We start from the raw sequence: 25,249 nt of genomic DNA on the forward strand, positions 1-25,249 counted from the left end.
AGTTAAGCTAAATCAAGCAAAAGTGGGTAAATACCTTGATGAGCATGTGCTTAATATTGTGAACAGTCCAGCAAGTCACTGGGGCAGGAATGGGGGAGGTGAGTTTGCTTTATTTTTAATTTTCTTATGCTTAAAAAAGTTATCAAGATTCAGAAATAGTGATATTTCATCTTGCTTAAAATCAGTTAAGATGGGCAGACCAAATTTACAATTTAATAATGTAAATGCGGTGAAAAGGCTGCCATGAGTGTTACCAGATATGACGAAAACCGATAAGCGGTTAAAAACAAATGACTGTTTTTAAAACTTAATCCAATAAAGTTATATTGCGTAACATTTGCAGCTGACTATTGTTATACTGGAACAGATAAGGTTTATGAAGGGCGATATAATAATGATCAACGACGATCAAGACACCACGACTTCTCTAGATTTGGCTAACATTCGTGAAGATATCGATTCTGTTGATCAGCAAATCCAGCAATTGATTAACCGCCGTGCACGTTTGGCTGAAGCAGTAGCGAAAGCAAAGTTCGCTTTGGAAGAGAATCCACTGTTTTACCGTCCGGAACGTGAAGCGCAGGTATTGCGTAATGTTATGGAGCGTAACGAAGGTCCATTGTCAGATACCACCATGGCACGCCTGTTCCGTGAAATTATGTCAGCCTGTCTAGCCCTTGAAGCGCCACAAAGTATTGCCTTTTTGGGGCCGGTAGGAACATATACGCACTCGGCAGTACTTAAACATTTTGGACACGATGCAGTGGTGCGTCCATTGCCGACCATTGATGAAGTTTTCCGCGAAGTGGAAGCGGGAGGTGCCCATTATGGTCTGGTACCAGTTGAAAACTCGTCTGAAGGTGTAGTGAACCATACGCTGGATTGCTTTAAAACATCGAACCTGAATGTGATTGGCGAAGTGGAACTGCCAATCCATCATCAATTCCTGATTTCTGAAAATACTCGTAAAGATAGTATCAAGCAGATTTATGCCCATCAGCAGACTTTGGCGCAATGTCGTAAGTGGCTGGATGCACATTATCCCGGTGTAGAGCGTGTGGCTTTAAGCTCAAATGCCGAAGCAGCACGCCGTATTCGCAATGAATGGCATTCGGCTGCAATTGCGTCCGAGATTGCGGCAAATATTTATGGCCTTGAAATCATGCATGGCAATATTGAGGACAACCCGGAAAATACCACACGTTTCCTGGTAATTGGCCGTGAAAAAGTACCGCAAAGTGGTAATGATAAAACCTCATTACTGGTGTCTGCTCATGACCGTGCAGGTGCATTGCTGGAAATTCTGACTCCGTTTGCCAAGCACAATATCAGCCTGACCAGTATTGAAACCCGTCCGGCACTTCCGGAAAAATGGGCCTATGTGTTCTTTATTGATCTGGAAGGACATATTGAACAGGAAAATGTCAAAGCGGCAATTGCAGAAATTCGCCCACTGGTTAAAGAAGTTCGGGTATTAGGTTCATATCCTCAAGCTGTACTTTAAGTCAACCATTTGTGGCCAGTGCGAGGGTATTGGTCACTGTTTCATCTGTAAATCGGAATTCAAAAATGTCATTTGTCCCAGCCAATGAAGGCATCTCTAAATTAAAGCCATATCAACCAGGCAAGCCAATCAGTGAGCTTGAGCGTGAATTGGGTATCACCGACATCGTGAAACTGGCTTCTAATGAAAACCCGTTGGGTTGTTCAGATAAAGTCAAAGAAGCTGTCGCTGCTGAAATTGCTGAAATTGGCCGTTATCCGGATGGCGGCGGTTTTATTTTAAAAGACCAGATCAAGGCACAGTTTGGTTTTAATCATGACCAGATTACTTTAGGTAATGGTTCAAATGACCTGTTAGAAATTTTTGCCCGAGCTTTTGTCTCCGAACAAGATTCTGTGGTGTATAGCCAGCATGCATTTGCTGTCTATGCCCTGGTGACCCAGGCGATTAATGCAGAAGCGATTGAAGTCCCGGCAAAAGGTTTTTCGCACGATCTTGATGCGATGGCTGCGGCTATTAAAGACAATACCAAGCTGATCTTTATCGCAAACCCGAATAACCCGACAGGCACCTGGTTTGAAGAAGCTGAATTTGAAAGCTTTATGCAAAAAGTGCCTGCCAAGGTCATCGTCGTGCTTGACGAAGCTTATGTGGAATATTTCCCGGAAAATTTTAATAGTCTGAAATTCCTGAAACAGTATCCAAACCTGATCGTGAGTCGTACTTTATCTAAGTGCTATGGTCTGGCTGCACTGCGGGTAGGTTTTGCTCTGGCTTCTGCTGAAGTAACGGATTATCTGAACCGCATTCGTCAGCCATTTAACGTTAACCATTTGGCGATGGTCGCTGCTGTTGCGGCCCTGAAAGACGAAGCGTTTATTGAAAAATCTCGTGAAGCGAACAAAGCGGGCATGGCTCAGCTTGAAGCAGGTTTTCAGGCTTTAGGTCTGAACTACGTGCCTTCACGCGCCAACTTTATTCTGGTTGATATACAGGCTGATCCGGCACAAATATTCAATAGCCTGTTGAAAGAGGGTGTGATTGTACGCCCTGTAGGGATTCAAAATCATTTGCGTGTATCGATTGGAACCGAAGCAGAAAATGCCAAATTCCTGAGCGCACTTGCCAAAGTACTCGGCTTAGAGGCTAAAGCGTAAACCATGTCGCAGCCACTGTTTGAAAAAGTTGCATTTATCGGGTTTGGACTGATTGGTTCAAGCCTGGCGCGGGTCATTCGTGCCGAGCATTTGGCGAATGACATCGTGGCTTCGACACGCTCACAAAAAACCCTAGAAGATGCCAAAGTACTGGGGCTGATTTCTGCGGGTTATACTGATCCGGTACAGGCAGTTCAGGGTGCAGATCTGGTTGTTTTGGCCTTGCCAGTTCGTGCTACGCAAAAGGTACTGGAAACCATTCAGCCTCATCTGGCTGAAAATGTCATCATTACAGATGTTGGCAGTACTAAAGCCAATGTAGTCGCTGCTGCCAAGGCGGTATATGGTGAGCAGCTTCCAGCCGGTTTTGTGCCAGGGCATCCTATTGCAGGTGCAGAGCACACCGGTGTACATGCCGGGAAGGTCGATTTATTTGCCAACCATAAGGTCATTTTAACACCATTGCCGACCAGTGCAGACTGGGCTGTCGATAAAATGATTCAGCTTTGGCAGGCCGCTCATGCGGAAGTTATTTGTATGGATGTGGACAAGCATGACGAAGTGCTGGCTCATACCAGTCATTTGCCGCATTTAATGGCCTTTAACTTGGTCGAACAGCTGGCCAAGCGTGAAGACAATTTAGACATTTTTCGTTATGCTGCGGGAGGCTTTCGGGATTTTTCGCGGATTGCCGCCAGTGACCCACAGATGTGGCATGACATCTTTTTTGCCAATAAAAAAGCGATACTCAACGCCGTGGATGGCTTTGAGGCACAGCTTGCCATTATTCGTAAACTGATTGAAGAGGAAGACTCCCAGACATTAATGGGTTTGTTGGGACATGCTCAAGCAGCGCGCCAGCACTTCAATCATATGCTTGTCAAGAAACCTTTCATGGAGAAAAGTAAAGTGACACAACAATTTACCATTCAGCCGGGTGCCAAAAAATTCCAGGGCAAATTTAGCGTGCCTGGTGACAAATCTGTGTCACACCGTTCTATCATGTTTGGTGCCATTGCAGAAGGTACCACGCATGTGACTGGTTTTCTGGAAGGCGAAGATGCACTGGCAACCTTGCAGGCATTCCGTGATATGGGCGTGAGTATTGAAGGCCCTAAAAATGGTGAAGTGACCATTCATGGGGTGGGCATGCACGGTCTGAAAGCACCGGAGTCTGCAATCTACATGGGGAACTCGGGTACTTCGATGCGTCTTCTTTCGGGGATACTGGCTGCACAAAAATTCGATTCAGTCATGACCGGTGATGCATCGCTGTCTAAACGTCCGATGGAGCGTATTGCCAATCCTTTACGTGAAATGGGCGCCCAGATTCAAACCACAGGTGAACGCGGTACGCCGCCGGTGTCTATCACCGGAAACCAAAACCTGAAAGGCATTCAGTATGACTTGCCAATGGCATCGGCACAGGTGAAATCCGGCATTTTGCTGGCAGGTCTGTGGGCAGAGGGTGAAACCGCAGTCACCGAGCCTGAACCAACGCGCGACCATACCGAGCGTATGCTGCGTGCTTTTGGTTATGAAGTCAAAACCGAAGCTAACCGTATTTCCCTACAAGGTGGCGGAAAGCTTGTCGGTACGGATATTCAAGTACCTTCCGATATTTCTTCTGCGGCTTTCTTTATGGTGGGCGCCGCTATTACTGAAAATGCGGATATTACTCTTGAAGCAGTGGGGGTTAACCCGACACGTACCGGAATCATTGAAATTCTGAAACAGATGGGTGCGGACATCGCTGTTGAGAATGAACGTATCGCAGGCGGTGAACCGATTGCGGATATTCGTATTCGTGGTACACGTACCTTAAAAGGAATTCATATTCCGGAAGATCAAGTGCCTCTGGCGATTGATGAATTCCCTGCGCTATTCATCGCTGCAGCTTGTGCTGAAGGCCGCACTATCCTGACGGGTGCTGCTGAGCTACGGGTAAAAGAATCAGACCGTATCCAGGTCATGGCTGATGGTTTGCAAACAATGGGGATTGACTGTACGCCAACAGAAGATGGCATCATTATCGAAGGTAAAGGCAAGTCAGGCGACTGGTCAGCTATCTTTGAAGGTGGGGAAATTGAATCACATCATGACCACCGCATTGCCATGAGCTTCTCGATTGCAGGTCTGCGTAATTCGGGTGTAATCAAGATTATTGGGACTGAAACGGTGGCAACCAGCTTCCCGACCTTTACTCAATTAACTGCTCAAGCAGGTCTGACGATTGACGTAACAGAATAATTTCTGAATTTGTGTAAAACAGCCAAGCTTTTGCTTGGCTGTTTTATTTATATTGGCTTATGCTAAACCCATACAAGAAAAAAGCCATTTGGAAGTAGTGATGCGAATATTAAAATTTATGGCCCATGCTCAAGGTCAGCAGCAATTACAGGATCATCATAAAACTCAGCAATACATCGCGCAATTGCTTGCTGGTGAACTGGGTAAATATGGTTTTCAGACCTTGCCACAAAGTGGAGGGCAGGTGGCGGTTGCGGTTGAAGATCATGAACTGCCGCTTTCTGTCAGCTGTGAGACCCAGGACAGTGAAGGACACTTTATTTGTGAGATTGCATCCTATCCTGATGAAGAACAGGACTGGCTAGAGCGTATTGCCGAGCGGAGCTTGCTGAATCAGCTGGCGCAGGCTGTAGAAGCTTCATTAAAAGAACAGGAAGGCTTTAGTGGTTTTGAATGGAAAGATTAACCGAGAAGCCGGATCATAAAATGCCGGAGAGATATAAAAAACCTCATCTGATATGAGGTTTTTTTAAAAATTAGCCTAATGTTAGAAAACGGGCCATAGCGATCCGCAATTGTTTGAGATAGCCGGTAAAAAAATGGTTTGCTCCGGGTAAAACCGTCACTAGATGACGTTGTGGTTTGGCCCAGGCCATCATGTCGGATAATAGGGTAATATCATCCGCTTCGCCATGAATGAATAAAATATCTCCTTTAATATGTGGAGTTTCATAGTGACGAATACCTGCAACAGTTGCAGTGGGTAAGCCGCATAAAATGGTTTGACTTGGTTGTAGCTCTACAGGCAGTGCAGCATAGCTTTTCGCAATAACATGGGCACCGAAGCTAAAACCGCCTGCATAAAAGGGTAGGCCAGTGTGCTGCTCACGTGCGTACCGGATAATTTCCAGTACATCATCCGTTTCGCCGTAGCCATCGTCATGCAGACCTTCACTTTGACCAGAGCCACGGAAACTTGGACGATAAACTACACAACCGCGTTCCAGATACATTTGTGTTAACAGAACTGGAACTTTGTGCTGTGGAGTACCGCCTTGCAATGGATGAGGGTGGCAAACAACCGCGAATCCTTTCACTTCACCTTGAGGATAATCCACAAAAACTTCAAGTTGTCCCACAGGACCCTGAAGGAAAATTTGCTCGGACATGGGAGAATCGATTCATTACAGGAGTGTGGCTTATTTTAACGATTGTGGTCAGTAAAAACATGAATTGGAATTAAAATAAGTTGGCTGATATAGTGTGATTAATCACTTTTTAACCAGGTTAATCATGCTTGCACTCATTTCTCCTGCAAAGACCCTCGATTATGCTTCAAATTTACCGACGGATACTTTTACCCTACCAAGATTGCTTGAGCATTCACAAGAGCTTGTCGACCTTAGTCGTAAGTTATCTGCTTCAGAAATCGCCACATTAATGAGTGTGAGTGAAAAAATTGCCCAGTTAAATGTAGAGCGTTTTCGTGACTGGCAGCCCGATTTTAACTTGTCGAATGCCCGACAGGCGATTTTTGCCTTTAAAGGCGATGTCTACACCGGCCTGGATGCTTATAATCTGAATGATGCCGAGCTTGCTCATGCCCAGATACATTTACGCATGTTGTCCGGGTTATATGGCCTGTTACGCCCCCTAGATTTAATGATGCCTTATCGTCTTGAAATGGGAACTAAACTGGCAAACACACGCGGCCATAACCTGTATGACTTCTGGGGCAGTATCATTACTGATCAGATTAATGCCGATCTGGCAGCGGCCAATTCAGAGTTATTGGTCAATATTGCTTCAGATGAGTATTACAAGTCCGTCAAGGAAAGCCAGATTCAGGCACACATCATTAAGCCAGTATTTCTAGATCAGAAAAATGGAAAATATAAGATCATTAGTTTTTATGCTAAAAAAGCCCGTGGTCTCATGGCTCGTTTTATTCTGGAAAATAAAATTGAACGGATTGAAGAGCTTAAGGCTTTTAATAGTGAAGGTTATTATTTTGATGCGGACAGTTCTTTAAAAGGCGAATTGATCTTTAAACGTGATGAACAATTAGATCGCTAATTTCAGAATCGGCTCACTCTACTTTAACGGCATTTGTATCAAGTGGAGTGAGCTTAAGTTAAATAAATAGCTGATTTATAGGGAGCTGTTAAATATCCTTAGATCAAATAGTGCCAAGAACAATATCCTTAATACTGTATAAATATTATTAATATAGGAAATTATGTACTGTATTTGAAGGGTTTTTTTGGAGACTCAATACAGATAAAATGAATAGGGTTTTAATGGTTTATATTGGAATAGATTTTACAGGTATTTAAATTCTAAAATATAAATAAATATTTGATCTTCATAATTTTAATATTATTAATGTATGGTATGAACTACGAGAAATAGATAGAAATAACGAAATTAATTAGATAAGTATTCAGTAAATTTTTAATCCAATAATTGAAAGCAGGGTTACAAAAATCACGCTTTATCGGGTTAAATGTAAACTAAGTCACATATTTGTTAGGTTTTTGTTAGTATTACTGTGATCGGGTAACAAAGTGGTTACAGAAAATGAAAACTTGCACGATTCCTATTTTTATAATCATTGTTAGTCTACTGAGCTATTATGTGCATCAGCAGGCACAGTTGAAAAGATATACAGAAATTCATCAAATTTTAAAGGAGGTTCAGCATTCACAAAAATTACTGGATTCTAATCGTCATCGGGATTAGATCGGAATTTTTATTTATAATTAAAACAATAAAGTTAAACTAGGGCGTGTTCTCATTTGAAGAATTGGTTTTAAATACTTAAAATCCTCCTTTGAGTTATTTTTATTTATACATTTTCAATGGCACGCACTCTTCTTACCGATGATATCTGGCAGAAAATTCAAGATACTATGCGATTACATGGTTGCTACTGTTCAAAGAATAGTAGAAATATCATGGAAGCGATCTTATGGAAACTGCGTACAGGCGCCACATGGCGGGATATTCCCCAAGAATTTTGTCCTTGGCAAACTGCTTACAATCGCTTTAATCGTTGGGCAAGCAAGGGATTGTGGGATAAATTTTTTTTAGATTACGAGGCGTCCTGGATCAAGAGTGGATATTCATTGACGGAAGCTACATACGCGTGCATCAACATGCAAGTGGAGCTCGGCATGGTTTCAAAAGAGCAATTGGACAATCACGTGGTGGACGAACAACAAAAATACATCTTGCAACCGACGCGAATGGATTACCGATTGATTTTAAAATCACTGGGGGTGACGTCCACGACAGTCAGGTTGCAAAACAACTGATTGATACTGTAGACGAGGCAACTTATCTTATTGCTGATAAGGGGTATGATGCTGGGCAGATTAGAATATATGCCCAGAATAAGGATATGATTCCCATTATTCCAATGAGATCAAATAGTAAAAGGTCGAATAAGGAGTTTGATAAATATCTATATCAATTAAGACATTTAGTTGAAAATGCATTTGCGAGATTAAAACATTTCCGTGCTATTGCTACCCGATTTGATAAGCTTGCACGAAATTATCAGTCTATGATTTACATTGCTTGCATGTTTATTTGGTGTAAAGCCAAATGAGGACACGCCCTAATTAAAAATAAATAAATAATAAATAAGACAAAATTAAGAAAAGACTTAAGCTGGACAGTTTGAATTTTAATAAATTATAAAATCAAAGAAGTAATAAGAAATCAATGTGTTATAATCTGAAAAATATAAATTTGGGTCGGCTTTTAGCTTTTTAAATGTCTGATCCGGATGAGGAAAAAGCTGCATAAAAGTTATGCAGCTTTTTTGTTTAAGTTGTTTTTGGGTGTTTATGGCGCGGTCCTTCTACTGTTGCTGTTGAAATATTTTGATCCGTCAGAGAGTAATGCTGGCATATTTATTGCTCACAAATCTTTAAGATTAATGAGGTATTTGATGAAATCTCATGAATCTGGCGGCATGCTCAAAGCATAAAATTTACTTCATAGGGGCTAGGTCATGGCGACTCCTAATCCATCTTCAGAAAATATGCTGGAACGTCTGTTTAAGCTGAGTGAGAACAAAACCAGTTTCCGTATAGAAGTTCTGGCTGGTGTAACTACATTTTTAACCATGTGTTACATCATTATTGTCAATCCAATGATTTTATCCGAAACCGGGATGGATCATGGGGCTGTCTTTGTTGCAACCTGTCTTGCAGCGGCTATTGGCTGTTTTGTGATGGGTTTAATCGCAAAATATCCGATTGCACTGGCACCGGGTATGGGGCTCAATGCCTTCTTTACTTATTCTGTCTGTCTGGGAATGGGGGTGCCTTGGCAAACCGCATTGGGTGCGGTATTTGTCTCGGGGCTGGTCTTTATTGCGATCAGCCTGTTCAAGATTCGAGAGGCAATTGTAAATGCGATTCCAATGTCGCTCAAACTGGCGATTGGTGGGGGTATTGGTCTATTTCTGGCGCTGATTGCCCTCAAAAATGCGGGAATCATTGTTGATAATCCGGCTACTCTGGTCGGTTTGGGAGATTTAAAGCAACCTTCAGTATTGCTGGCTTTATTTGGTTTTCTGATGGTGGTGGTCATGCATCACTTTAAGGTGCGTGGTTCAATTATCATCAGTATTCTGGTGTTAACCGCAATTTCTGCTGCAATGGGCTTAAGCGAGTTTAAAGGCGTTGTAGGTGCGGTACCTTCGATTGCTCCAACCTTCATGCAAATGGACTTTGACGGCTTGTTTACCGCAAGCTTGATTGGTGTCATTTTTGTTTTCTTTCTGGTCGATCTGTTTGACTCAACTGGTACGTTGGTTGGCGTTTCTCATCGCGCAGGCCTACTAAAAGATGGCAAGTTGCCACGTTTGAAAAAAGCATTATTTGCCGACTCGTCTGCCATTGTTGCCGGTGCTGCATTGGGTACATCGTCTACAACCCCTTATATCGAGTCTTCTGCAGGTGTCGCAGCGGGTGGTCGTACCGGCTTAACCGCAGTAATTGTTGGTCTGTTATTTATTGCCTGTCTGTTTTTTGCTCCATTGGCACAATCAGTGCCCGGATTTGCCACTGCACCTGCCTTATTGTTTGTGGGTGTATTGATGATTCAGGGCATCGTACATATTGACTGGAACGATATTACAGAAGCAGTACCAGCATTTTTAACCATTGTATTTATGCCATTTACCTACTCAATTGCAGATGGTATTGCAATGGGTTTTATCAGCTATGCATTGATCAAGCTACTGACCGGTCAAGCGAAGACCGTACCTTATATGGTATGGATTGTCGCTGTGCTGTGGGCCATTAAATTTGCGATGTTTGGCGGTTAATTTTTCTATATTTGGAAAGGGTGTAAACTCGGTTTGCGCCCTTTTTTATTTTCGGGATTTATGAGGAATCGTGATGAATCATCTTGAGTTGATCCGTGCTTTGCCTAAGGCGGAGCTGCATGTGCATATTGAAGGAACATTTGAACCTGAGCTGATGTTTGCAATTGCGCAACGTAATAAAGTTGCCATTCCATATCAATCGGTTGAGGAAGTTAAACAGGCTTATAATTTCCATAATTTACAATCATTTTTAGATATTTATTATGCAGGCGCAAATGTGCTGATTGATGAGCAGGATTTTTATGATCTGGCTTGGGCATATTTTGAAAAATGTGCAGAAGATCATGTGGTGCATAGCGAAATTTTCTTTGATCCACAAACCCATACTGACCGGGGTATTGCCTTTGCAACGGTAATCAACGGTTTGCAAAAAGCCTGTGAAGATGCAAAAACCAAGCTGGGGATTACCTCACATTTAATCATGTGTTTCTTACGCCATTTAAGCGAAGAGGCTGCATTTGAAACTTTGGAGCAGGCTTTAGCTTATAAAGATCAAATCATTGCTGTAGGGCTGGATTCCAGTGAAATTGGGCATCCGCCTGCTAAATTTGAACGTGTCTTTGCCAAAGCCCGTGAAGCTGGTTTTCTGGTGGTGGCACATGCGGGTGAAGAAGGGCCGGCAGAATATGTCTGGGAGGCTTTGGATCTGTTAAAAGTCAACCGTATCGACCATGGGGTGCGTTCAGAAGAAGATCCGGAACTGATGCAGCGCCTGATCGCTGAAAAAATGCCACTAACGGTTTGTCCATTATCCAACCTGAAGCTTTGTGTGGTAGAGAATATGCAGCAGCATAATATCCGTCGTCTATTGCAGCAGGGTGTGCATGTCACTGTCAACTCAGATGATCCATCTTATTTTGGTGGCTATATGAATGATAATTTCATTGCTATTACTGAAGCGCTGGATTTAAGCCAAGAGGAATTGAAACAGTTGGCGATTAATTCTTTTGAAGCTTCATTTATGTCTGAGACTGAAAAAACCCAATGGATTAGCAAGATTCATGCACTCGCCTAAGACCTAAAGCCTGCAAAAGACAGGACATACGCTGTCTTTGCTTGCTCAATTGAATGAATTGAACATGAACGTAAAATTATTGTGGCCAATGATTGCTGCTACCCTGATGAGTTCTGCCTGTAGCGATACCAGTATGGCCCGGAAAGCCCTGAAGCCTGTCATTGAATATCAGTGTAGCCAAGAGCTGAAAAGTTCTAAAGTCTGGAAAATAGGCACTTATCTGATGAGTGAATTACAGCAGCAAAAACTGGAAAAAGAGGTGTGTGGCTGCGTTGGTGAACATGCGCTGAAAGAGATACCGGCTACCACCTTATTAAAAGCCACTGTGGATGAGGAACTTAAGGCTGAGCTGACCAAGCAGGCAATTGCCAATAGTCTAAAAGGCTGTGCCACTGAGTATCTTCAAAATAAATAGCCTAAGCTATTAGTGCTATTTATTTGATTCTGCAATTATTTGGGGGTATGTCATGCTCTTCAGCACATGATCTTTATTGAAAAATTGATGTTTGAACGCCACTGTAATATGACTGAGCAATCAGACTGCTAGCATTCAGGATAGCCAGATAGCTAGTGGTTTGACAATACTAGTCATGGCTGGATTTTCTGAAATCAGAGCAAGCACATTAAATAAATATAAGACACGCGCCTAGCCTAAGCTCTAGCGATATGGGCAACCAGTAAGATGCATGACGATTAACAAGAAATATAAAGCCAGATGACCACATGTGCCATTTTTCATTAAGGGAGACATGCTAGCAGCCAGCTCTGGCTACGATAAAAATAATGTCATGATCCAGTGCAGCCACTATGTTGTAGGCGGGTGATATTTTGCTTTGTATGCTGTTATTACCAAGTTGGAAAGATAGCCAGATCCGTGTCAAACATAGAGGAGAGAAGCAATTCTAAATCTGCAAGGCTGTCCGTCGCATTCATGTCGCATTTGGCTGGCTGTAGATTAGGTTGTTCTCTTTGATGAATAGCGGCTGGCGCTGTAAGCTAAAATTGAGCAGATCAGGCATGAAACCTAGGAAATATCGAGACTATTGTCAGGCTTCATAAAATCTGAAAAATTTTTTAGCTACCTAAGCAAGAACAAAGCATCACTTTGTTCATAGCATAGGAGGATCAGTATGTTTTTTACTGCTACCTCATTATGAGACATTCATTTAGAATGACTCAATTTCCTGCCTCTTTCCTTATATCAGCTAAAAAATCTTGCGAGATATCTTCCTTACTTCGCAAACAGGTGAATGATTAACAGAGTCTAAGCGGTTTTGTTATTTTTAGATTCCTTAATCATTGGAATTTCGGCACAATACCCCATATTTTTCTATTTGAAAAAGGACATCCTGATGAAAAAAATAGTAGCTGTGATGGCTCCCCTGGCTCTGCTTCTTTCTGCATGTGCAGCCACAGGCCCAGAGAACACTCAGCCAAGCACAAGCCAGCAATTGGGTACAGCGGCCTTAAAAATTGCAATCAATGCAAAATGTACAACTGAATTGAATAATGTGCCTGCTTGGCAGACAGTCACCCGATTGATGACGGCTACGCAAAAACAGGAAGTCCAGACAGAAATCTGTGGCTGTGTGAGTGAAAAAGCACCACAAAGCGTGACAGCCGTTGATTTGGCAACAGCTGCTATTGATCCTGCTGCGCGCGCAACAATTGTAAGCAATGTCGTAGCAAAAACGATTCACGCCTGTGTCGCAGAAGCTCTAAACTAAGCGGCAATGAAATTTGAATAGGCTGACAGGTACAGCCTATTTTTATGGGAAATGAAATGAAAATTGCTGGTGTAGATGAAGCAGGGCGGGGTCCACTGGTGGGATCGGTGGTGGCTGCGGCTGTAATTTTGGATCCGGATAATCCGATTGAAGGCTTGAACGATTCTAAAAAGCTCAGTGAAAAGAAACGGGAAAAGCTTTTTATCGAAATTCAGGAAAAAGCCTTGGCTTGGGCCATTGCAGAGGCGTCAGCAGCTGAAATTGATGAACACAATATTTTACAGGCCTCATTATTGGCGATGCGCCGTGCCGTAGAAGCCTTAAATCTCCAGCCGGATCATGTGCTGGTGGATGGTAATAAAGTCCCTCAAGGTCTGATGATGAGTTGTGAGGCGGTTGTAGGGGGAGATGCTTTACATGCTGAAATCTCCGCAGCCAGTATTCTGGCTAAAGTCAGCCGTGATCGTCAGATGCTGGAGATGGACCAGAAATATCCGCAATTTGGTTTTGCCAAACATAAGGGCTATCCGACCAAAGCGCATTTTGAAGCCATTGCTTTACACGGTGTAATTGATGAACACCGTCGCAGTTTTGGGCCGGTAAAGAAAGTCTTGGCAGCTGTACTTGAGCAGCAGCAAGCAGTTTAAATCTTGATTTATACTGGGCTAAACGGTATAAAAGCGAAGGCAGATAAATTTAAAGCGGCTTTAAAGCCGCTTTATAATGGACACTTAATTAACGGTTAAAGTTATTGGGTGTCTGATTTTCATCTTCATACGAAGGTTGATAATCCTGATCGATATGTTGAAGATGTTCATGCATCGCGCGTTCATGCTGGATACGTTGGTAAATCTCTTCACGGTGCACAGAGACTTCTTTTGGAGCATTGACCCCAATACGAACCTGATTACCTTTTACGCCAAGTACAGTCACACTGACCTGGTCTCCAATCATTAAAGTTTCCCCGACACGTCGAGTCAAAATCAGCATGTTTTTCTCCTTGCAAAACGCAAAACCTGCAATTTATTGATGTACTAAAAACACAACCTAAAATCACAAAAATAAAATTTGAACCAAAAAAAGCCTGTTAGCTAAGCTACAGATTTGAATCTGTCCAAATTTACAAAAAATTCCTTAGGCTTAATATAACAGAGCCACTATAAAAAAAACTATAGTGGCTCTGCATTTTTGTAGAGATTTATAAAATACTGTCAGACAAACGCAGTATTTTGCAGGTTCTCTTAAGCGCGTGCGTTAGATTCACCTTGTTCGCGGTCTAGACCGAAGGTAGTGTGAAGTGAACGAACGGCAAGCTCCAGATAATTCTCTTCGATGATCACTGAAATTTTGATTTCAGATGTAGAGATCATCAGGATGTTGATACTTTCATCCGCCAGAGCAGTGAACATTTTGCTGGCCACGCCTGCATGAGAGCGCATGCCTACACCAACAATCGATACTTTTACGATGTCATCACGAGTTGCCACTTCACGTGCACCAATTGCGCGGGCTGTTTCTTCCAAAATAGCTTTGGCTTTGGCGAGTTCACTACGATTAACAGTAAAGGTGAAGTCCGTTGTACCATCTTCTTCAACGTTCTGGATAATCATATCCACTTCGACATTGGCATCACCAATTGGCTTCAAGATTTTAGACGCAATACCGGGTTCATCAGGAACACCTAAGATAGTCAGTTTTGCTTCGTCACGATTAAATGCGATACCCGAGATGATTGGCTGTTCCATATTGTCTTCCGATTCAGTAGTAATAAGAGTTCCGACGTTATTTTTGAAGTCTTCGTCAAATGCGCCATCGTCCTCATTATCAAAGCTTGATAATACGCGTAAAGGTACCTGGTACTTGCCTGCAAATTCAACAGAGCGAATCTGTAGAACTTTAGAGCCTAAAGACGCCATTTCCAGCATTTCTTCAAAAGAAATACGGTCTACTTTTTTCGCTTTAGGTGCAACACGTGGGTCCGTGGTATACACGCCGTCAACATCTGTGTAAATCTGGCATTCATCGGCTTTTAATGCAGCAGCAAGGGCAACACCCGAGGTATCAGAACCTCCACGGCCTAAAGTGGTTGTATTGCCATTGGCATCAAAACCCTGGAAGCCTGCAACCACAATTACACGGCCTGCATCAAGGTTCTCGGTCAACACTGCAGTATCGATAGACTCAATACGTGCCTTGGTGAACGAACTGTCAGTTTTAATACCAACCTGGCGACCGGTAAGGGAAGTCGCTGCCACGCCAATTGAGTTGAGCGCCATCGCCAACATGGAAATCGTTACCTGCTCACCCGTAGAAACCATCTGGTCAAGCTCACGTGGGTCAGGGGTTTCGGTAATGGCCTTCGCGAGAGCAAGCAAGCGGTTGGTTTCACCACTCATAGCAGATACAACCACAACCACCTTGTGGCCATGGTCATGCCAGCGCTTCACACGACGAGCAACATTTAAAATGCGCTCGGGAGTACCCATTGAGGTACCGCCATATTTTTGAACGATTAATGCCATAGTTGTTCCATCTAAACCATGACCCTGATCTACCTATCAGAGTCAGTTACACAAAATGAAGTTTTTTATTTTGCTTGCAGCCAGGCTGACAGATCAGCCATGACAGGAGCAAACTTCTCGTTAAGTGGCGCGCCACCTTGTGCCAAGTCAGGTTTACCACCACCTTTACCGCCTAGCTCAGTCGCCAGATGTTTGATGATGTCACCTGCTTTAATAGACGCAGTAAAGTCCTTCGCTACAGATGCGATCAAGCTCACCTTGTCACCCTCTACACCTGCAAGCACAATGACTGCATTTTCTAATTTTGATTTCACACCATCATGTAGGTTGCGCAGTGATTTGGCATCCACGCCTTCAACAGTGGTAATCAGTGTTTTGCGACCAGCAAGTTCTTGAACCTGGCTTAACAGTTCGCCCGCTTGTAAGTTCGCCAGCTTTTGATTGAGCTGTTCAATCTGTTTTTGCAGGCGGGATGCGGTATCTACCAGTGCTTCAACTTTTTCAATCGTTTGATCTTTCTGTGCTTTTAACAGACCATTAATAGTGTTGATGTCGCGATCTGCTTTTTGCGCCACTTCTATCGCTTTAGTGCCGGTCACTGCTTCGATACGACGTATACCCGCCGCAACACCACCTTCAGAGGTAATTTTAAACAGGCCAATGTCACCTGTGCGTTTGACGTGAATACCGCCACACAGTTCGATCGAGAAGTTTTTCTCATCAATCACTGAGCCCATAGAAAGTACGCGAACTTCATCACCATACTTTTCACCAAATAGCATCATTGCGCCTTTGGCTTTGGCTGATTCAATGTCTAGAAGCTCAGTGGTCACGGGAGTGTTGGCAATTACTTCCGCATTCACAAGACGTTCAATTTCTTGCAGCTGTTCAAATGTTACAGGCTGGTCATTGGCAAAGTCAAAACGCAAGATGTCAGAGGCAACCAGGGAACCTTTTTGTTGAACGTGTGAACCTAGAGTTTGGCGCAGGGCAGCGTGTAACAGGTGAGTTGCAGAGTGGTTGCGTGCAGTGGCTGCACGGATGTCCGCTTTCACTGTTGCTTCTACGTTTTGAGTAACTTTTAAGTTACCCATAGTCACAATACCCTGGTGTACAAATGCACCGCCCGATTTTTTGGTATCTTGTACTTCAAAAATGCCTGTGTCGTTTTTGAAGAGTCCTGTATCACCAATCTGACCACCGCTTTCTGCATAGAACGGTGTCTGGTTGAGTACGATGAGTGCTTCATCGCCTTCAACGACTTCATCAACCTGTTCACCATCTTTATAGATCGCGATGATTTGACCTTGGCCTTGAGTGGCATCATAGCCATCAAACTGGGTTTCACCTTCAACTTTAACCACGCTGTTATAGTCGATGGCAAATTTACCTGCATCGCGTGCACGTTGACGTTGTGCAGCCATTTCAACATCAAAGCCAGCTTCGTCAATGGTCAAATCACGCTCACGCGCGATATCTGCAGTCAGGTCGGTCGGGAAGCCATAGGTGTCATAAAGCTTGAATACTACTTCGCCCGGAATAACTGAACCTTTTAGATTTGCCAGTTCGCCTTCAAGTAATTTCAAACCTTGTTCAAGTGTTTTTGCAAACTGTTCTTCTTCTTTTAGCAATGCAGCTTCGATACGTGCTTTGTTTGCTTCAAGTTCAGGGTAAGCTTGACCCATGATTTCAATTAAAGGTTGCAGCATTTTATGGAAGAATGAGCCAGTCGCACCCAGCTTGTTACCGTGACGAACCGCACGGCGGATAATACGGCGCAGTACATAGCCACGGCCTTCATTAGATGGATTGACACCATCAGCAATCAGGAAGCAGCAAGAACGGGCATGGTCAGCCACGACTTTTAATGAAGCAGGGTACTGAACTGGCGTGCCTTTATCGGCAGCTTCAGCTTGAAGTGTGGCAGTATCCAGACCAATGATTTCAGCCGCAGCCTTAAGCAAGTGCTGGAACAGGTCAATTTCGTAGTTGGAATTCACATGTTGCAGAACAGCAGAAATACGTTCCAGGCCCATGCCGGTATCTACAGAAGGTGCTGGAAGCGGGTGAAGCACGCCATCTGCAGTACGGTTGAACTGCATAAAGACGTTGTTCCAGATTTCAATGAAACGATCACCATCTTCTTCAGGTGTGCCTGGCAAGCCGCCCCAGATATGCTCGCCATGGTCAAAGAAGATTTCAGAACATGGACCGCAAGGACCGGTGTCACCCATCGCCCAGAAGTTGTCTGATGCGTATTTTTCGCCTTTATTATCACCAATACGAATAATACGGCTTGCATCTAGGCCAATTTCTTTGTTCCAGATGTCGAAGGCTTCGTCATCGGTGTGGTAAACAGTGGCATACAGTTTATCTTTAGGCAGTGCCAGCCAGTCGTCACCTGTCAGGAAGTCCCAGGCAAATTTGATCGCATCCCGTTTGAAGTAATCACCAAAAGAGAAGTTACCCAGCATTTCAAAGAAAGTATGGTGACGTGCGGTATAGCCAACGTTGTCCAGGTCATTATGCTTACCGCCAGCACGGACACATTTCTGTGATGACACTGCACGCACATAGTCACGCTTTTCAAGCCCTAGGAAGCAGTCTTTGAACTGGTTCATCCCTGCGTTGGTAAACAGCAAGGTAGGATCATTGGCCGGTACCAGAGAACTCGAAGCGACACGTGTATGCCCTTGCGATTCAAAGTAACGCAAAAATGCTTCACGAATTTCAGCTGATGTCATAAAACGAGTACTCACAACCAAGTCACTCCATAATTTCTGGTTTGGCTAAAAGCAGGACAGTCTGACAAGAGGGTAAGTTCTTTGCTGCCGTGCAGGCTTAAATTTTTAAAAACGCCAAATTATAACGGAAAATGCCTGTTCGACCAATCATTTTAAAATCAATTGCTATGATTTATTTGCAGGGGCAGGCCGGAGATTTTCCAAATTAAAACTTATAAAGAAGAATATGACATTTCAGGCTTTTTTGAGCAGACTGAAAAACTGGATTTCTGAATATGGTCTGTTTGATCGGAAATGGAAACATCGAAAATTCCTATTTTCCCTAAAGTTTTTGCGGTACTGTGAGAGAAATCCATTAATATAGAAGCGTTTTTAATATCGGCACATAAAAGGTTAGGTCATGCAACGAGTGGCAATCAATGGGTTTGGGCGTATTGGACGAAATGTGCTGCGTGCCTGGTTTGAAAATCCGAAAGCTTTTAATTTTGAGATTGTTGCCATTAACGATATTGCCAATGTCGAAACTTTACTGCATCTGTTCAAGTATGATTCAACGCATGGCCGTTTTCCTGGACAGGTGGACTTAAGCTATGATGCTGAACATATTTATCTGCATGTTGCCTATCAAGAGGCGTGCTTAAAAGTCCAGGTCTTATGCCAGGCCAATCCGGTGCAGTTGCCGTGGAAAAACCTGGAAGTCGATGTGGTGCTGGAGTGTACCGGTCTGTTCCGTTCCCGTGAAGCTGCGACCCAGCATATTCATGCCGGTGCAAAACGTGTGATTATCGGTGCAGCACCCTTCGATACGGTAGATGCCGCGATTGTATATGGCGTTAACCATCATGAGGTCAAAGTGTCTGACCAGATCATTTCCAGTGTTTCCTGTACCACACAGGCTTTGGTTCCCTTGGTGAAAATCATTGATGATGCCTTTGGGATAGATACCGCCCTGATGACAGAAATTCATGCCGTCACCGCAGATCAAAGTGTACTGGATCAGGCGCATCGTGATTTAAGACGTGCGCGGGCTTCGGGACAGAATATTATTCCGACCACTTCAAGTGCGCTCGGTGCCTTAAAACAGGTCATGCCGAAAATGACTGACCGGATTGATGGATATTCAATACGGGTGCCAACCATTAATGTGGCTGCAATTGACTTGACCTTTATTTCTCAGTTACCGATTACTGAGCACAACTTAAATGAAGTGCTGATCAAGGCGGCGCGTCAGGACTTTGCCGAGATTATGTCCGTCACTGATGAGCCTTTAGTATCTTCGGATTTCAACCATTCGCCTTATTCGCTGATCGTAGACCTGACCCAGACGCTGGTCATTGGGCATCAAGCCAAAGTCTTTGCCTGGTATGATAACGAATGGGGATATGCCAACCGCTTATTAGACCTCTGTGAGTCTTTTCAGTCACATTAAGTTTATTTTACAAAAGCACCCTGAACCGGGTGCTTTTTGATTAAAAGGCAGATAACAAACAGAGCGGCAGAACAGGAGTGAAGCAATTGATCGAAAAGCACTGGATTTATGTATAAAAGCTCTATGAACTACAGGTTTTTTGGTTAAGATAAGGATAATTAAATGAAATAAGAGCAACGATACGATGTTGATTTGGGGATTTATTATACTATTGACTGTGGCTGTCATTTTTCTGATCTGGTTGCAATTCAATAATAATGATTATTCAACTGCTGTACAGGGGGTACCAGTTGAAGATAAGGTGGCACATTTAGAGGAAAATTTAAAAAAGACCTTGGAAATCGTTCAGGATCTGGCAAAGAAAATGCATGTACAGCAGGAAATGCTGGATCAGACTACGGCCAAGCTACAAAAAGTAGAGCTACAAAATGCCGAGCTGGTCAGTTTGCTGGCACAAGTGGTTGATCTGAAAAAATAACAAGAAATAAATTCATTTAAAAAGTGACCAATGTTACCCGATTTGTCTTGGAAAATATTCGGGAAGTTTTTCCCGAAGATCACCCTTTAAATAATTTTAGAAACTTTAGAAGGAAGCGGTGTCGGTATTCGCCGGCTCAATTTGTTATGGCAGCTGAGAATTAAAGATCTTGCTGAGCGCCTCGTTTTAGTAGTCGATATTGAGATCAAAACTCATATATGGAGCACTAATTTCAGCTGTCGCCATCTGGTGTGTGTGAGACATTCGGCATACTGATTATTCACAATTTTTTTGATTGCTGATGCGCTTCTAGCTATGTTTTTCAATAGAGTCTTTAAACTTTTTAAGTTTACGTTATTCATCCTGGCGCGGTTATCCAGTTGCATGATACCGCTTGTGATGAATCAACAGGAGTAAAGATATAGGTGACTTTCTGTTGCTTATCTACGCCGTAACCATTGGTTGCGACAACTTGACCTAGACTTATACCTATTTGTACCTAAGTCTTGCTACCTAAGTCGTTCCAGCTCGATAAATTGCATATCAGTGACTGATCGGTGGAACCCCAAGTTTAAAGCCTACTACCGGAGTTTCAGTTTTATTGTCATCTTCCTCTGGCCATCTGGATGAAATCTGGGTGCTATCTTCATTATTCTGAGTGGAAGAATCTCTGGCTACTGGATTTTGCGTAGGAATTGCAGGGGTATGTGGATTGCAGACAGTTCATAAAGCAATAAGATGGAATCGTACACAGCTCATGATCCTGTTTGGCATAAATATCTTTTTTATCTATAAACTTGAGTAAAATCAGGATCGTATGTAAAACGCTTAACTTTTTGAATGGCTCATTTATTCAGCTCGCTCTGATCTGGTCTAGGTGCGAGGGTGATTAACCTAAGTCAACTGTGAAAATTATAAAATTTGCGATGCATAGGCAAAACTATCGTGTTAGACTAGGAGAAATCGGGTGTGTTCCCGATTTTTTTATGCGGATTCGTTCCGCGCTGACAAGAATTTAGGTTTACAACATGCCCATTTCAGAGACATGGTTATTACCTGATGGTGTAGCTGATGTATTACCAGAACAAGCGCAAGTCATTGAAACTATGCGTCGTCAATCACTGGATTTCCTTGCATCTCGAGGTTATCAGCTGGTCTACACGCCATTTATTGAATACATCGAATCTCTTTCTTCTCTTTCAGAATCGAATCAAGATTTAGATCTGGCCACTTTTAAAGTCATCGACCAGCTTTCAGGTCGTTTGCTTGGTGTGCGTGCCGATATGACACCACAAGTGGCACGTATTGATGCGCATGTACATCCAGTAGAAGGCGTGGCGCGTTATTGCTATGCAGGTACAGTACTTCATACCAAGCCTCAGGGTTTTAATACCACGCGTGCGCCTTTGCAGTTAGGTGCGGAATTGTTTGGTTCAGACAGTATTGATGCTGATGTGGAAATGGTTGATTTGATGATCAGCCTGATTCAGGAAGCTGGTGTGGCTGAAGGGATTCATCTGGACTTGGGTCATGTCGGATTATTCCGTAGTATGGTAGCGCAAGCCGGTCTAACTAAAGCAGATGAGCGACGTTTGTCTGATCTTTACCAGCGTAAAGCCTTGCCAGAACTGCAGGAATACACTGCAGGCTTGAGTTTCGGACAAGATTTCTATGCACTGGGCCGTTATGCAAGTGATCTTGATGCATTGCAAGCCCACTTAAGTGAAGACGTGCTGGCAAACCCAGACTTTAAACAGGCTTTTGAAGCTTTATTCAGTACGAAAAATGAAGTGCAGGCCCGCTGGCCAAATTTGCACATCGGTGTGGATGTCGTGGAGCTGCGTTCATATCACTATCATACTGGCCTGATGTATGCTGTCTATGCGCCGAATCGTGCTGCCGCACTGGCACAAGGTGGGCGTTATGACGGAATTGGTCGACACTTTGGTCGTGCACGTCCTGCAACAGGTTTCTCGTGCGATTTATATGCATTGAGCACAGGTAAATTTAAAGCCATACAGGTTGTCGTAGCGCCAAAAGGCACCGATACAGCACTCGTGGCGGCCATTCAAAATGCGCGCGCTCAAGGCTTAAACGTGATTCAGTTATTAGGTAATGATGAATTGAGTTCAATTCCGTATGCCACTCACCAGCTGGTGAATGCAAACGGTGAATGGACTGTCAAAACCATTTAAATCGCTAGGCTCAGCATTCATGTCGCTGAGCAAAGCTTTCAATTTTAACAGCATGATGTAATGAGGCTATTATGGGCAAGAATGTTGTGGTACTTGGTACCCAATGGGGCGACGAGGGTAAAGGTAAGATCGTCGACCTGCTCACAGATCAAGCGGCTGCGGTAGTTCGTTATCAAGGCGGACACAACGCAGGTCATACTCTCGTGGTTGGTGGTAAGAAAACTGTATTACACCTCATTCCATCTGGTATTTTACGTGAAAACGTACTGTGCTTAATTGGTAATGGTGTGGTTCTTTCTCCTGAAGCCCTCATCAAAGAGATGGATATTCTTGAGAAAGAAGGTGTACCAGTTAAAGAGCGCTTACGTATTTCTCCAAACTGTCCATTAATCCTGCCGAACCATATTGCACTTGACCAGGCGCGTGAGAAAAAGCGTGGTAATGCGAAAATTGGTACGACAGGTCGCGGGATCGGTCCAGCATATGAAGATAAAGTGGCTCGCCGTGCAATCCGTGTGGCTGACCTGGTTCGTGGTGGCGAGCATCTGACCGCACTGCTGACTGAGCTGCTTGAATACCATAACTTCCAGTTAACCGAATTCTACGGTGTAGATGCAGTTAAACTTGAGGATGTGCTGGCGCTTTGTGACCAATGGCGTGAAGTTGTTGCACCGCTGGTAATTGACGTCACTGGCGAATTGCACAAATACCGTAAAAACGGTGACAACATTATGTTTGAAGGTGCACAAGGTTCACTGCTAGACGTCGATCACGGTACTTATCCGTACGTGACTTCTTCAAACACGACTGCGGGCGGTGTAAGTTCTGGTTCAGGTTTAGGACCATTACATCTGAACTATGTATTGGGTATTACCAAGGCATATACAACCCGTGTGGGTGCAGGCCCATTTCCGACTGAGCTGATCTATGATGCAGCCAATGATACAGGGGATTCTATCGGTAAGCACCTGGGTACAGTAGGTAATGAATTTGGTGCATCTACAGGCCGTCAGCGTCGTTGTGGCTGGTTTGATGCAGAAATCCTGCGCCGCTCGGTAGAGGTTAACTCCCTTTCTGGTATTTGCTTAACTAAACTTGACGTTCTGGATGGTTTGGAAGAAGTGAAAATTTGTGTGGGTTATGAGGCGGCTGATTCGGGTTGTGTCGGTTCTTCTGATGCGCTGGCATTTGAAACCTTAAAGCCAATTTATGAAACCATGCCAGGCTGGAAAGAATCAACTTTCGGAGCCAAATCCCTAGACCAGTTGCCACAAGCAGCAATCAACTATGTGAAACGTCTGGAAGAGCTGATTGAATGTCCAATCGACATCATCTCAACAGGCCCAGACCGTGAAGAAACTATTGTTCTTCGCCACCCGTTTGAAGCTTAATTTAAGCCAAGAATGATAAAAAAAACCCTGTGAATCCACAGGGTTTTTTATAGAAAAATATTATTTTTCAGGCTTTAAAATAGTTTGAGAATATAGAAATCATGGTCTTGTTCAGACTAAAGTTAATTTATTCCGTTATGTGTAAAGCGTGAAGCCTTGCTAGAATAAGAGCACGATAAAATCTGGAATGCAGGATGCATAAAAATATTTCAGGAACCATGTTCTATTCACTGCTGTTTGCCATGGGCGGTGCTCCGACCATTGCCATGCTGATTATTCGTGCCCAAACCCAAGACCCTGATATTATTTATGGTGCATTCATTGGTTTAAGTGTCATTATTGCCTGTGTACTGGTACCGGTAATTTTGCTGCAAAATGGGATACTGTTTTTTAAGCGTAAAAGTGTCGTTCTGGAAGAGAAAATTAGACCGCTCTGTCAGCTGTATTTGGGTTTAAATGTCGCCTGTCTGGTCTATTGGCTGGCCATACAGTATTGGGGTTAAAATTACATAAATTATAAGAAGATGAAGTAAATCAACGTTTAGTTGTTACAATCTTTCAACTATAATTTTTTACAAGATCAATTAGCGTTTGCTTAAGGTGGAAATGATTATAATGAAAAATAAACTTTTATGCGCGATGAGTGCCACAGTAGCTATTACTTTGTCGGGTTGTACAACTATTGCGGATATGGCGGGCGCAGACACGGTCACTTTAAATGCCACCGCTTCACAAAGTTATAATGCCATGGTGACAGATGCCAGAGCAAAAGGCCAGTTGGACACCAGCTCTGCTACTTATAAACGTATCAATACGGTATTTAACCGTTTAAAGCCTTATGCAAACCAGATGAATCAGACGGGTACAGCATTTCAGTGGCAATTGGCTGTACTTAAATCTGACCAGGTAAACGCTTTTGTGGCGCCAGGTGGTAAGGTAGTATTTTATACTGGTATTGTGACCAAGTTGAATCTGACTGATGCTGAAATTGCCGCAATTATGGGGCATGAAATGGTGCATGCGCTAGAAGAACATTCTAAGCAGAAAATCGGTGCGCAAGCCTTGACTGATCTGGCACTAGGCATTGGCCTGAGTGCAGCAGGGGTTGGACAGGGTGGAGCAGCCGTTGCTCAGTTAGGCAGCCAGATCGGTATAGGCCTGCCATATTCACGTAATCTTGAAAGCCGAGCTGACCAAGGCGGTTTAGGCTTGATGGCACGTGCGGGCTACAATCCGAATGCAGCTATTACCTTATGGGAAAAAATGAACAAACTTTCAGGTAGCAGCACAGGAGCAACATTCCTGTCTACTCACCCATCTAACGCACAGCGTATTGCTGCGATGCGTCAGAATCTGCCAGCTGCCATGCAGATTTATAATCAGCATAAATGATCATAGACGCACTGGTTCAGTAAGATCAGGGGAATTTAAAA

21 protein-coding genes are annotated in these 25,249 nt (G+C 43.5%); 17 read left to right on the plus strand and 4 right to left on the minus strand.

Annotated elements, in window-relative coordinates:
- The first annotated feature begins 394 nt into the window (after window positions 1-394).
- The 4 genes from pheA to E5Y90_RS04690 all read left to right on the plus strand — a co-directional run bounded on the left by pheA (window position 395) and on the right by E5Y90_RS04690 (window position 5,377).
- The gene (pheA, locus tag E5Y90_RS04675) at window positions 395-1,504 is read left to right on the plus strand and encodes a prephenate dehydratase (protein WP_151206388.1); all 1,110 of its coding nucleotides are present in this window, start codon (window positions 395-397) and stop codon (window positions 1,502-1,504) included.
- Window positions 1,505-1,569: 65 nt separating this feature from the next.
- A complete protein-coding gene (hisC, locus tag E5Y90_RS04680) occupies window positions 1,570-2,661 on the plus strand; it encodes a histidinol-phosphate transaminase (protein ID WP_151206387.1) in 1,092 nt (363 codons plus the stop codon).
- A gap of 3 nt (window positions 2,662-2,664) precedes the next feature.
- Window positions 2,665-4,911 (plus strand): bifunctional prephenate dehydrogenase/3-phosphoshikimate 1-carboxyvinyltransferase, encoded by a 2,247-nt coding sequence (locus E5Y90_RS04685; RefSeq protein ID WP_174659548.1) that lies wholly within the window; start codon window positions 2,665-2,667, stop codon window positions 4,909-4,911.
- Window positions 4,912-5,011: 100 nt separating this feature from the next.
- Window positions 5,012-5,377 (plus strand): hypothetical protein, encoded by a 366-nt coding sequence (locus E5Y90_RS04690; RefSeq protein ID WP_151204464.1) that lies wholly within the window; start codon window positions 5,012-5,014, stop codon window positions 5,375-5,377.
- Window positions 5,378-5,447: 70 nt separating this feature from the next.
- On the opposite strand, the gene E5Y90_RS04695 is transcribed toward E5Y90_RS04690, so the two are convergent.
- Window positions 5,448-6,080 (minus strand): alpha/beta hydrolase, encoded by a 633-nt coding sequence (locus E5Y90_RS04695; RefSeq protein WP_151204465.1) that lies wholly within the window; start codon window positions 6,078-6,080, stop codon window positions 5,448-5,450.
- Between the two features lie 124 nt (window positions 6,081-6,204).
- Between E5Y90_RS04695 and yaaA the strand changes: the two genes are divergently transcribed.
- The 7 genes from yaaA (at window position 6,205) to rnhB (ending at window position 13,704) form a co-directional block, all read left to right on the plus strand.
- The gene (gene yaaA / locus E5Y90_RS04700; RefSeq protein ID WP_174659549.1) at window positions 6,205-6,987 is read left to right on the plus strand and encodes a peroxide stress protein YaaA; all 783 of its coding nucleotides are present in this window, start codon (window positions 6,205-6,207) and stop codon (window positions 6,985-6,987) included.
- 785 nt (window positions 6,988-7,772) lie between these two features.
- Window positions 7,773-8,524 (plus strand): IS5 family transposase gene (locus tag E5Y90_RS04705; protein WP_373688395.1). Its coding sequence is split into 2 segments (ribosomal slippage): window positions 7,773-8,007 and window positions 8,007-8,524, totalling 753 coding nucleotides; the frame shifts between segments, so codons are not numbered across the junction.
- A 408-nt stretch (window positions 8,525-8,932) separates the two neighbouring features.
- Entirely contained in the window at window positions 8,933-10,255 is a 1,323-nt protein-coding gene (locus E5Y90_RS04710) for an NCS2 family permease (protein WP_174659550.1), read from the plus strand.
- Window positions 10,256-10,328: 73 nt separating this feature from the next.
- The gene (locus E5Y90_RS04715; RefSeq protein WP_174659551.1) at window positions 10,329-11,330 is read left to right on the plus strand and encodes an adenosine deaminase; all 1,002 of its coding nucleotides are present in this window, start codon (window positions 10,329-10,331) and stop codon (window positions 11,328-11,330) included.
- A 64-nt stretch (window positions 11,331-11,394) separates the two neighbouring features.
- Window positions 11,395-11,745: a hypothetical protein gene (locus E5Y90_RS04720; RefSeq protein WP_174659552.1), complete on the plus strand. Its 351-nt coding sequence runs from the start codon at window positions 11,395-11,397 to the stop codon at window positions 11,743-11,745.
- A gap of 937 nt (window positions 11,746-12,682) precedes the next feature.
- Window positions 12,683-13,057: a hypothetical protein gene (locus tag E5Y90_RS04725; RefSeq protein ID WP_174659553.1), complete on the plus strand. Its 375-nt coding sequence runs from the start codon at window positions 12,683-12,685 to the stop codon at window positions 13,055-13,057.
- Window positions 13,058-13,113: 56 nt separating this feature from the next.
- A complete protein-coding gene (gene rnhB / locus E5Y90_RS04730) occupies window positions 13,114-13,704 on the plus strand; it encodes a ribonuclease HII (RefSeq protein WP_151204471.1) in 591 nt (196 codons plus the stop codon).
- Window positions 13,705-13,792: 88 nt separating this feature from the next.
- On the opposite strand, the gene csrA is transcribed toward rnhB, so the two are convergent.
- From csrA to alaS, 3 genes are all read right to left on the minus strand, one after another.
- Entirely contained in the window at window positions 13,793-14,047 is a 255-nt protein-coding gene (gene csrA / locus E5Y90_RS04735; RefSeq protein WP_151204472.1) for a carbon storage regulator CsrA, read from the minus strand.
- A 251-nt stretch (window positions 14,048-14,298) separates the two neighbouring features.
- Window positions 14,299-15,579 (minus strand): aspartate kinase, encoded by a 1,281-nt coding sequence (locus tag E5Y90_RS04740; RefSeq protein ID WP_174659554.1) that lies wholly within the window; start codon window positions 15,577-15,579, stop codon window positions 14,299-14,301.
- A gap of 65 nt (window positions 15,580-15,644) precedes the next feature.
- Window positions 15,645-18,338: an alanine--tRNA ligase gene (gene alaS / locus E5Y90_RS04745; protein ID WP_174659555.1), complete on the minus strand. Its 2,694-nt coding sequence runs from the start codon at window positions 18,336-18,338 to the stop codon at window positions 15,645-15,647.
- A gap of 385 nt (window positions 18,339-18,723) precedes the next feature.
- Here alaS and E5Y90_RS04750 point away from each other — a divergent pair, with 385 nt between their 5' ends.
- The 6 genes from E5Y90_RS04750 to E5Y90_RS04775 all read left to right on the plus strand — a co-directional run bounded on the left by E5Y90_RS04750 (window position 18,724) and on the right by E5Y90_RS04775 (window position 25,208).
- On the plus strand, window positions 18,724-19,752 hold the full coding sequence (locus tag E5Y90_RS04750) for a type I glyceraldehyde-3-phosphate dehydrogenase (protein WP_174659556.1): 1,029 nt from the start codon (window positions 18,724-18,726) through the stop codon (window positions 19,750-19,752).
- 184 nt (window positions 19,753-19,936) lie between these two features.
- Entirely contained in the window at window positions 19,937-20,230 is a 294-nt protein-coding gene (locus E5Y90_RS04755) for a hypothetical protein (RefSeq protein WP_151204475.1), read from the plus strand.
- Window positions 20,231-21,258: 1,028 nt separating this feature from the next.
- Entirely contained in the window at window positions 21,259-22,425 is a 1,167-nt protein-coding gene (locus E5Y90_RS04760; protein WP_174659557.1) for an ATP phosphoribosyltransferase regulatory subunit, read from the plus strand.
- Window positions 22,426-22,496: 71 nt separating this feature from the next.
- Complete coding sequence (locus tag E5Y90_RS04765) at window positions 22,497-23,816, plus strand: adenylosuccinate synthase (protein WP_174659558.1); 1,320 nt, start codon at window positions 22,497-22,499, stop codon at window positions 23,814-23,816.
- A 194-nt stretch (window positions 23,817-24,010) separates the two neighbouring features.
- Window positions 24,011-24,319, plus strand: a complete 309-nt coding sequence (locus tag E5Y90_RS04770) for a hypothetical protein (RefSeq protein WP_151206750.1) — start codon at window positions 24,011-24,013, stop codon at window positions 24,317-24,319.
- A gap of 112 nt (window positions 24,320-24,431) precedes the next feature.
- Window positions 24,432-25,208, plus strand: coding sequence for a M48 family metallopeptidase (locus tag E5Y90_RS04775; protein WP_174659559.1), 777 nt, complete (start codon window positions 24,432-24,434; stop codon window positions 25,206-25,208).
- Window positions 25,209-25,249 lie beyond the last annotated feature (41 nt).

It is taken from the genome of Acinetobacter sp. 10FS3-1 (assembly GCF_013343215.1).
Lineage (GTDB): Bacteria > Pseudomonadota > Gammaproteobacteria > Pseudomonadales > Moraxellaceae > Acinetobacter > Acinetobacter lwoffii_C.

Bases quoted from the DNA above. Each gene is read 5' to 3' on its own strand.
- csrA (WP_151204472.1), bottom strand. From the start codon at position 14,047: ATGCTGATTTTGACTCGACGTGTCGGGGAAACTTTAATGATTGGAGAC.
- E5Y90_RS04765 (WP_174659558.1), top strand. From the start codon at position 22,497: ATGGGCAAGAATGTTGTGGTACTTGGTACCCAATGGGGCGACGAGGGT.
- E5Y90_RS04710 (WP_174659550.1), top strand. From the start codon at position 8,933: ATGGCGACTCCTAATCCATCTTCAGAAAATATGCTGGAACGTCTGTTT.
- E5Y90_RS04690 (WP_151204464.1), top strand. From the start codon at position 5,012: ATGCGAATATTAAAATTTATGGCCCATGCTCAAGGTCAGCAGCAATTA.
- E5Y90_RS04750 (WP_174659556.1), top strand. From the start codon at position 18,724: ATGCAACGAGTGGCAATCAATGGGTTTGGGCGTATTGGACGAAATGTG.
- E5Y90_RS04770 (WP_151206750.1), top strand. From the start codon at position 24,011: ATGCATAAAAATATTTCAGGAACCATGTTCTATTCACTGCTGTTTGCC.
- E5Y90_RS04775 (WP_174659559.1), top strand. From the start codon at position 24,432: ATGAAAAATAAACTTTTATGCGCGATGAGTGCCACAGTAGCTATTACT.
- E5Y90_RS04695 (WP_151204465.1), bottom strand. From the start codon at position 6,080: ATGTCCGAGCAAATTTTCCTTCAGGGTCCTGTGGGACAACTTGAAGTT.
- E5Y90_RS04755 (WP_151204475.1), top strand. From the start codon at position 19,937: ATGTTGATTTGGGGATTTATTATACTATTGACTGTGGCTGTCATTTTT.
- E5Y90_RS04720 (WP_174659552.1), top strand. From the start codon at position 11,395: ATGAACGTAAAATTATTGTGGCCAATGATTGCTGCTACCCTGATGAGT.
- E5Y90_RS04715 (WP_174659551.1), top strand. From the start codon at position 10,329: ATGAATCATCTTGAGTTGATCCGTGCTTTGCCTAAGGCGGAGCTGCAT.
- hisC (WP_151206387.1), top strand. From the start codon at position 1,570: ATGTCATTTGTCCCAGCCAATGAAGGCATCTCTAAATTAAAGCCATAT.
- E5Y90_RS04740 (WP_174659554.1), bottom strand. From the start codon at position 15,579: ATGGCATTAATCGTTCAAAAATATGGCGGTACCTCAATGGGTACTCCC.
- rnhB (WP_151204471.1), top strand. From the start codon at position 13,114: ATGAAAATTGCTGGTGTAGATGAAGCAGGGCGGGGTCCACTGGTGGGA.
- E5Y90_RS04760 (WP_174659557.1), top strand. From the start codon at position 21,259: ATGCCCATTTCAGAGACATGGTTATTACCTGATGGTGTAGCTGATGTA.
- E5Y90_RS04685 (WP_174659548.1), top strand. From the start codon at position 2,665: ATGTCGCAGCCACTGTTTGAAAAAGTTGCATTTATCGGGTTTGGACTG.
- pheA (WP_151206388.1), top strand. From the start codon at position 395: ATGATCAACGACGATCAAGACACCACGACTTCTCTAGATTTGGCTAAC.
- E5Y90_RS04725 (WP_174659553.1), top strand. From the start codon at position 12,683: ATGAAAAAAATAGTAGCTGTGATGGCTCCCCTGGCTCTGCTTCTTTCT.
- yaaA (WP_174659549.1), top strand. From the start codon at position 6,205: ATGCTTGCACTCATTTCTCCTGCAAAGACCCTCGATTATGCTTCAAAT.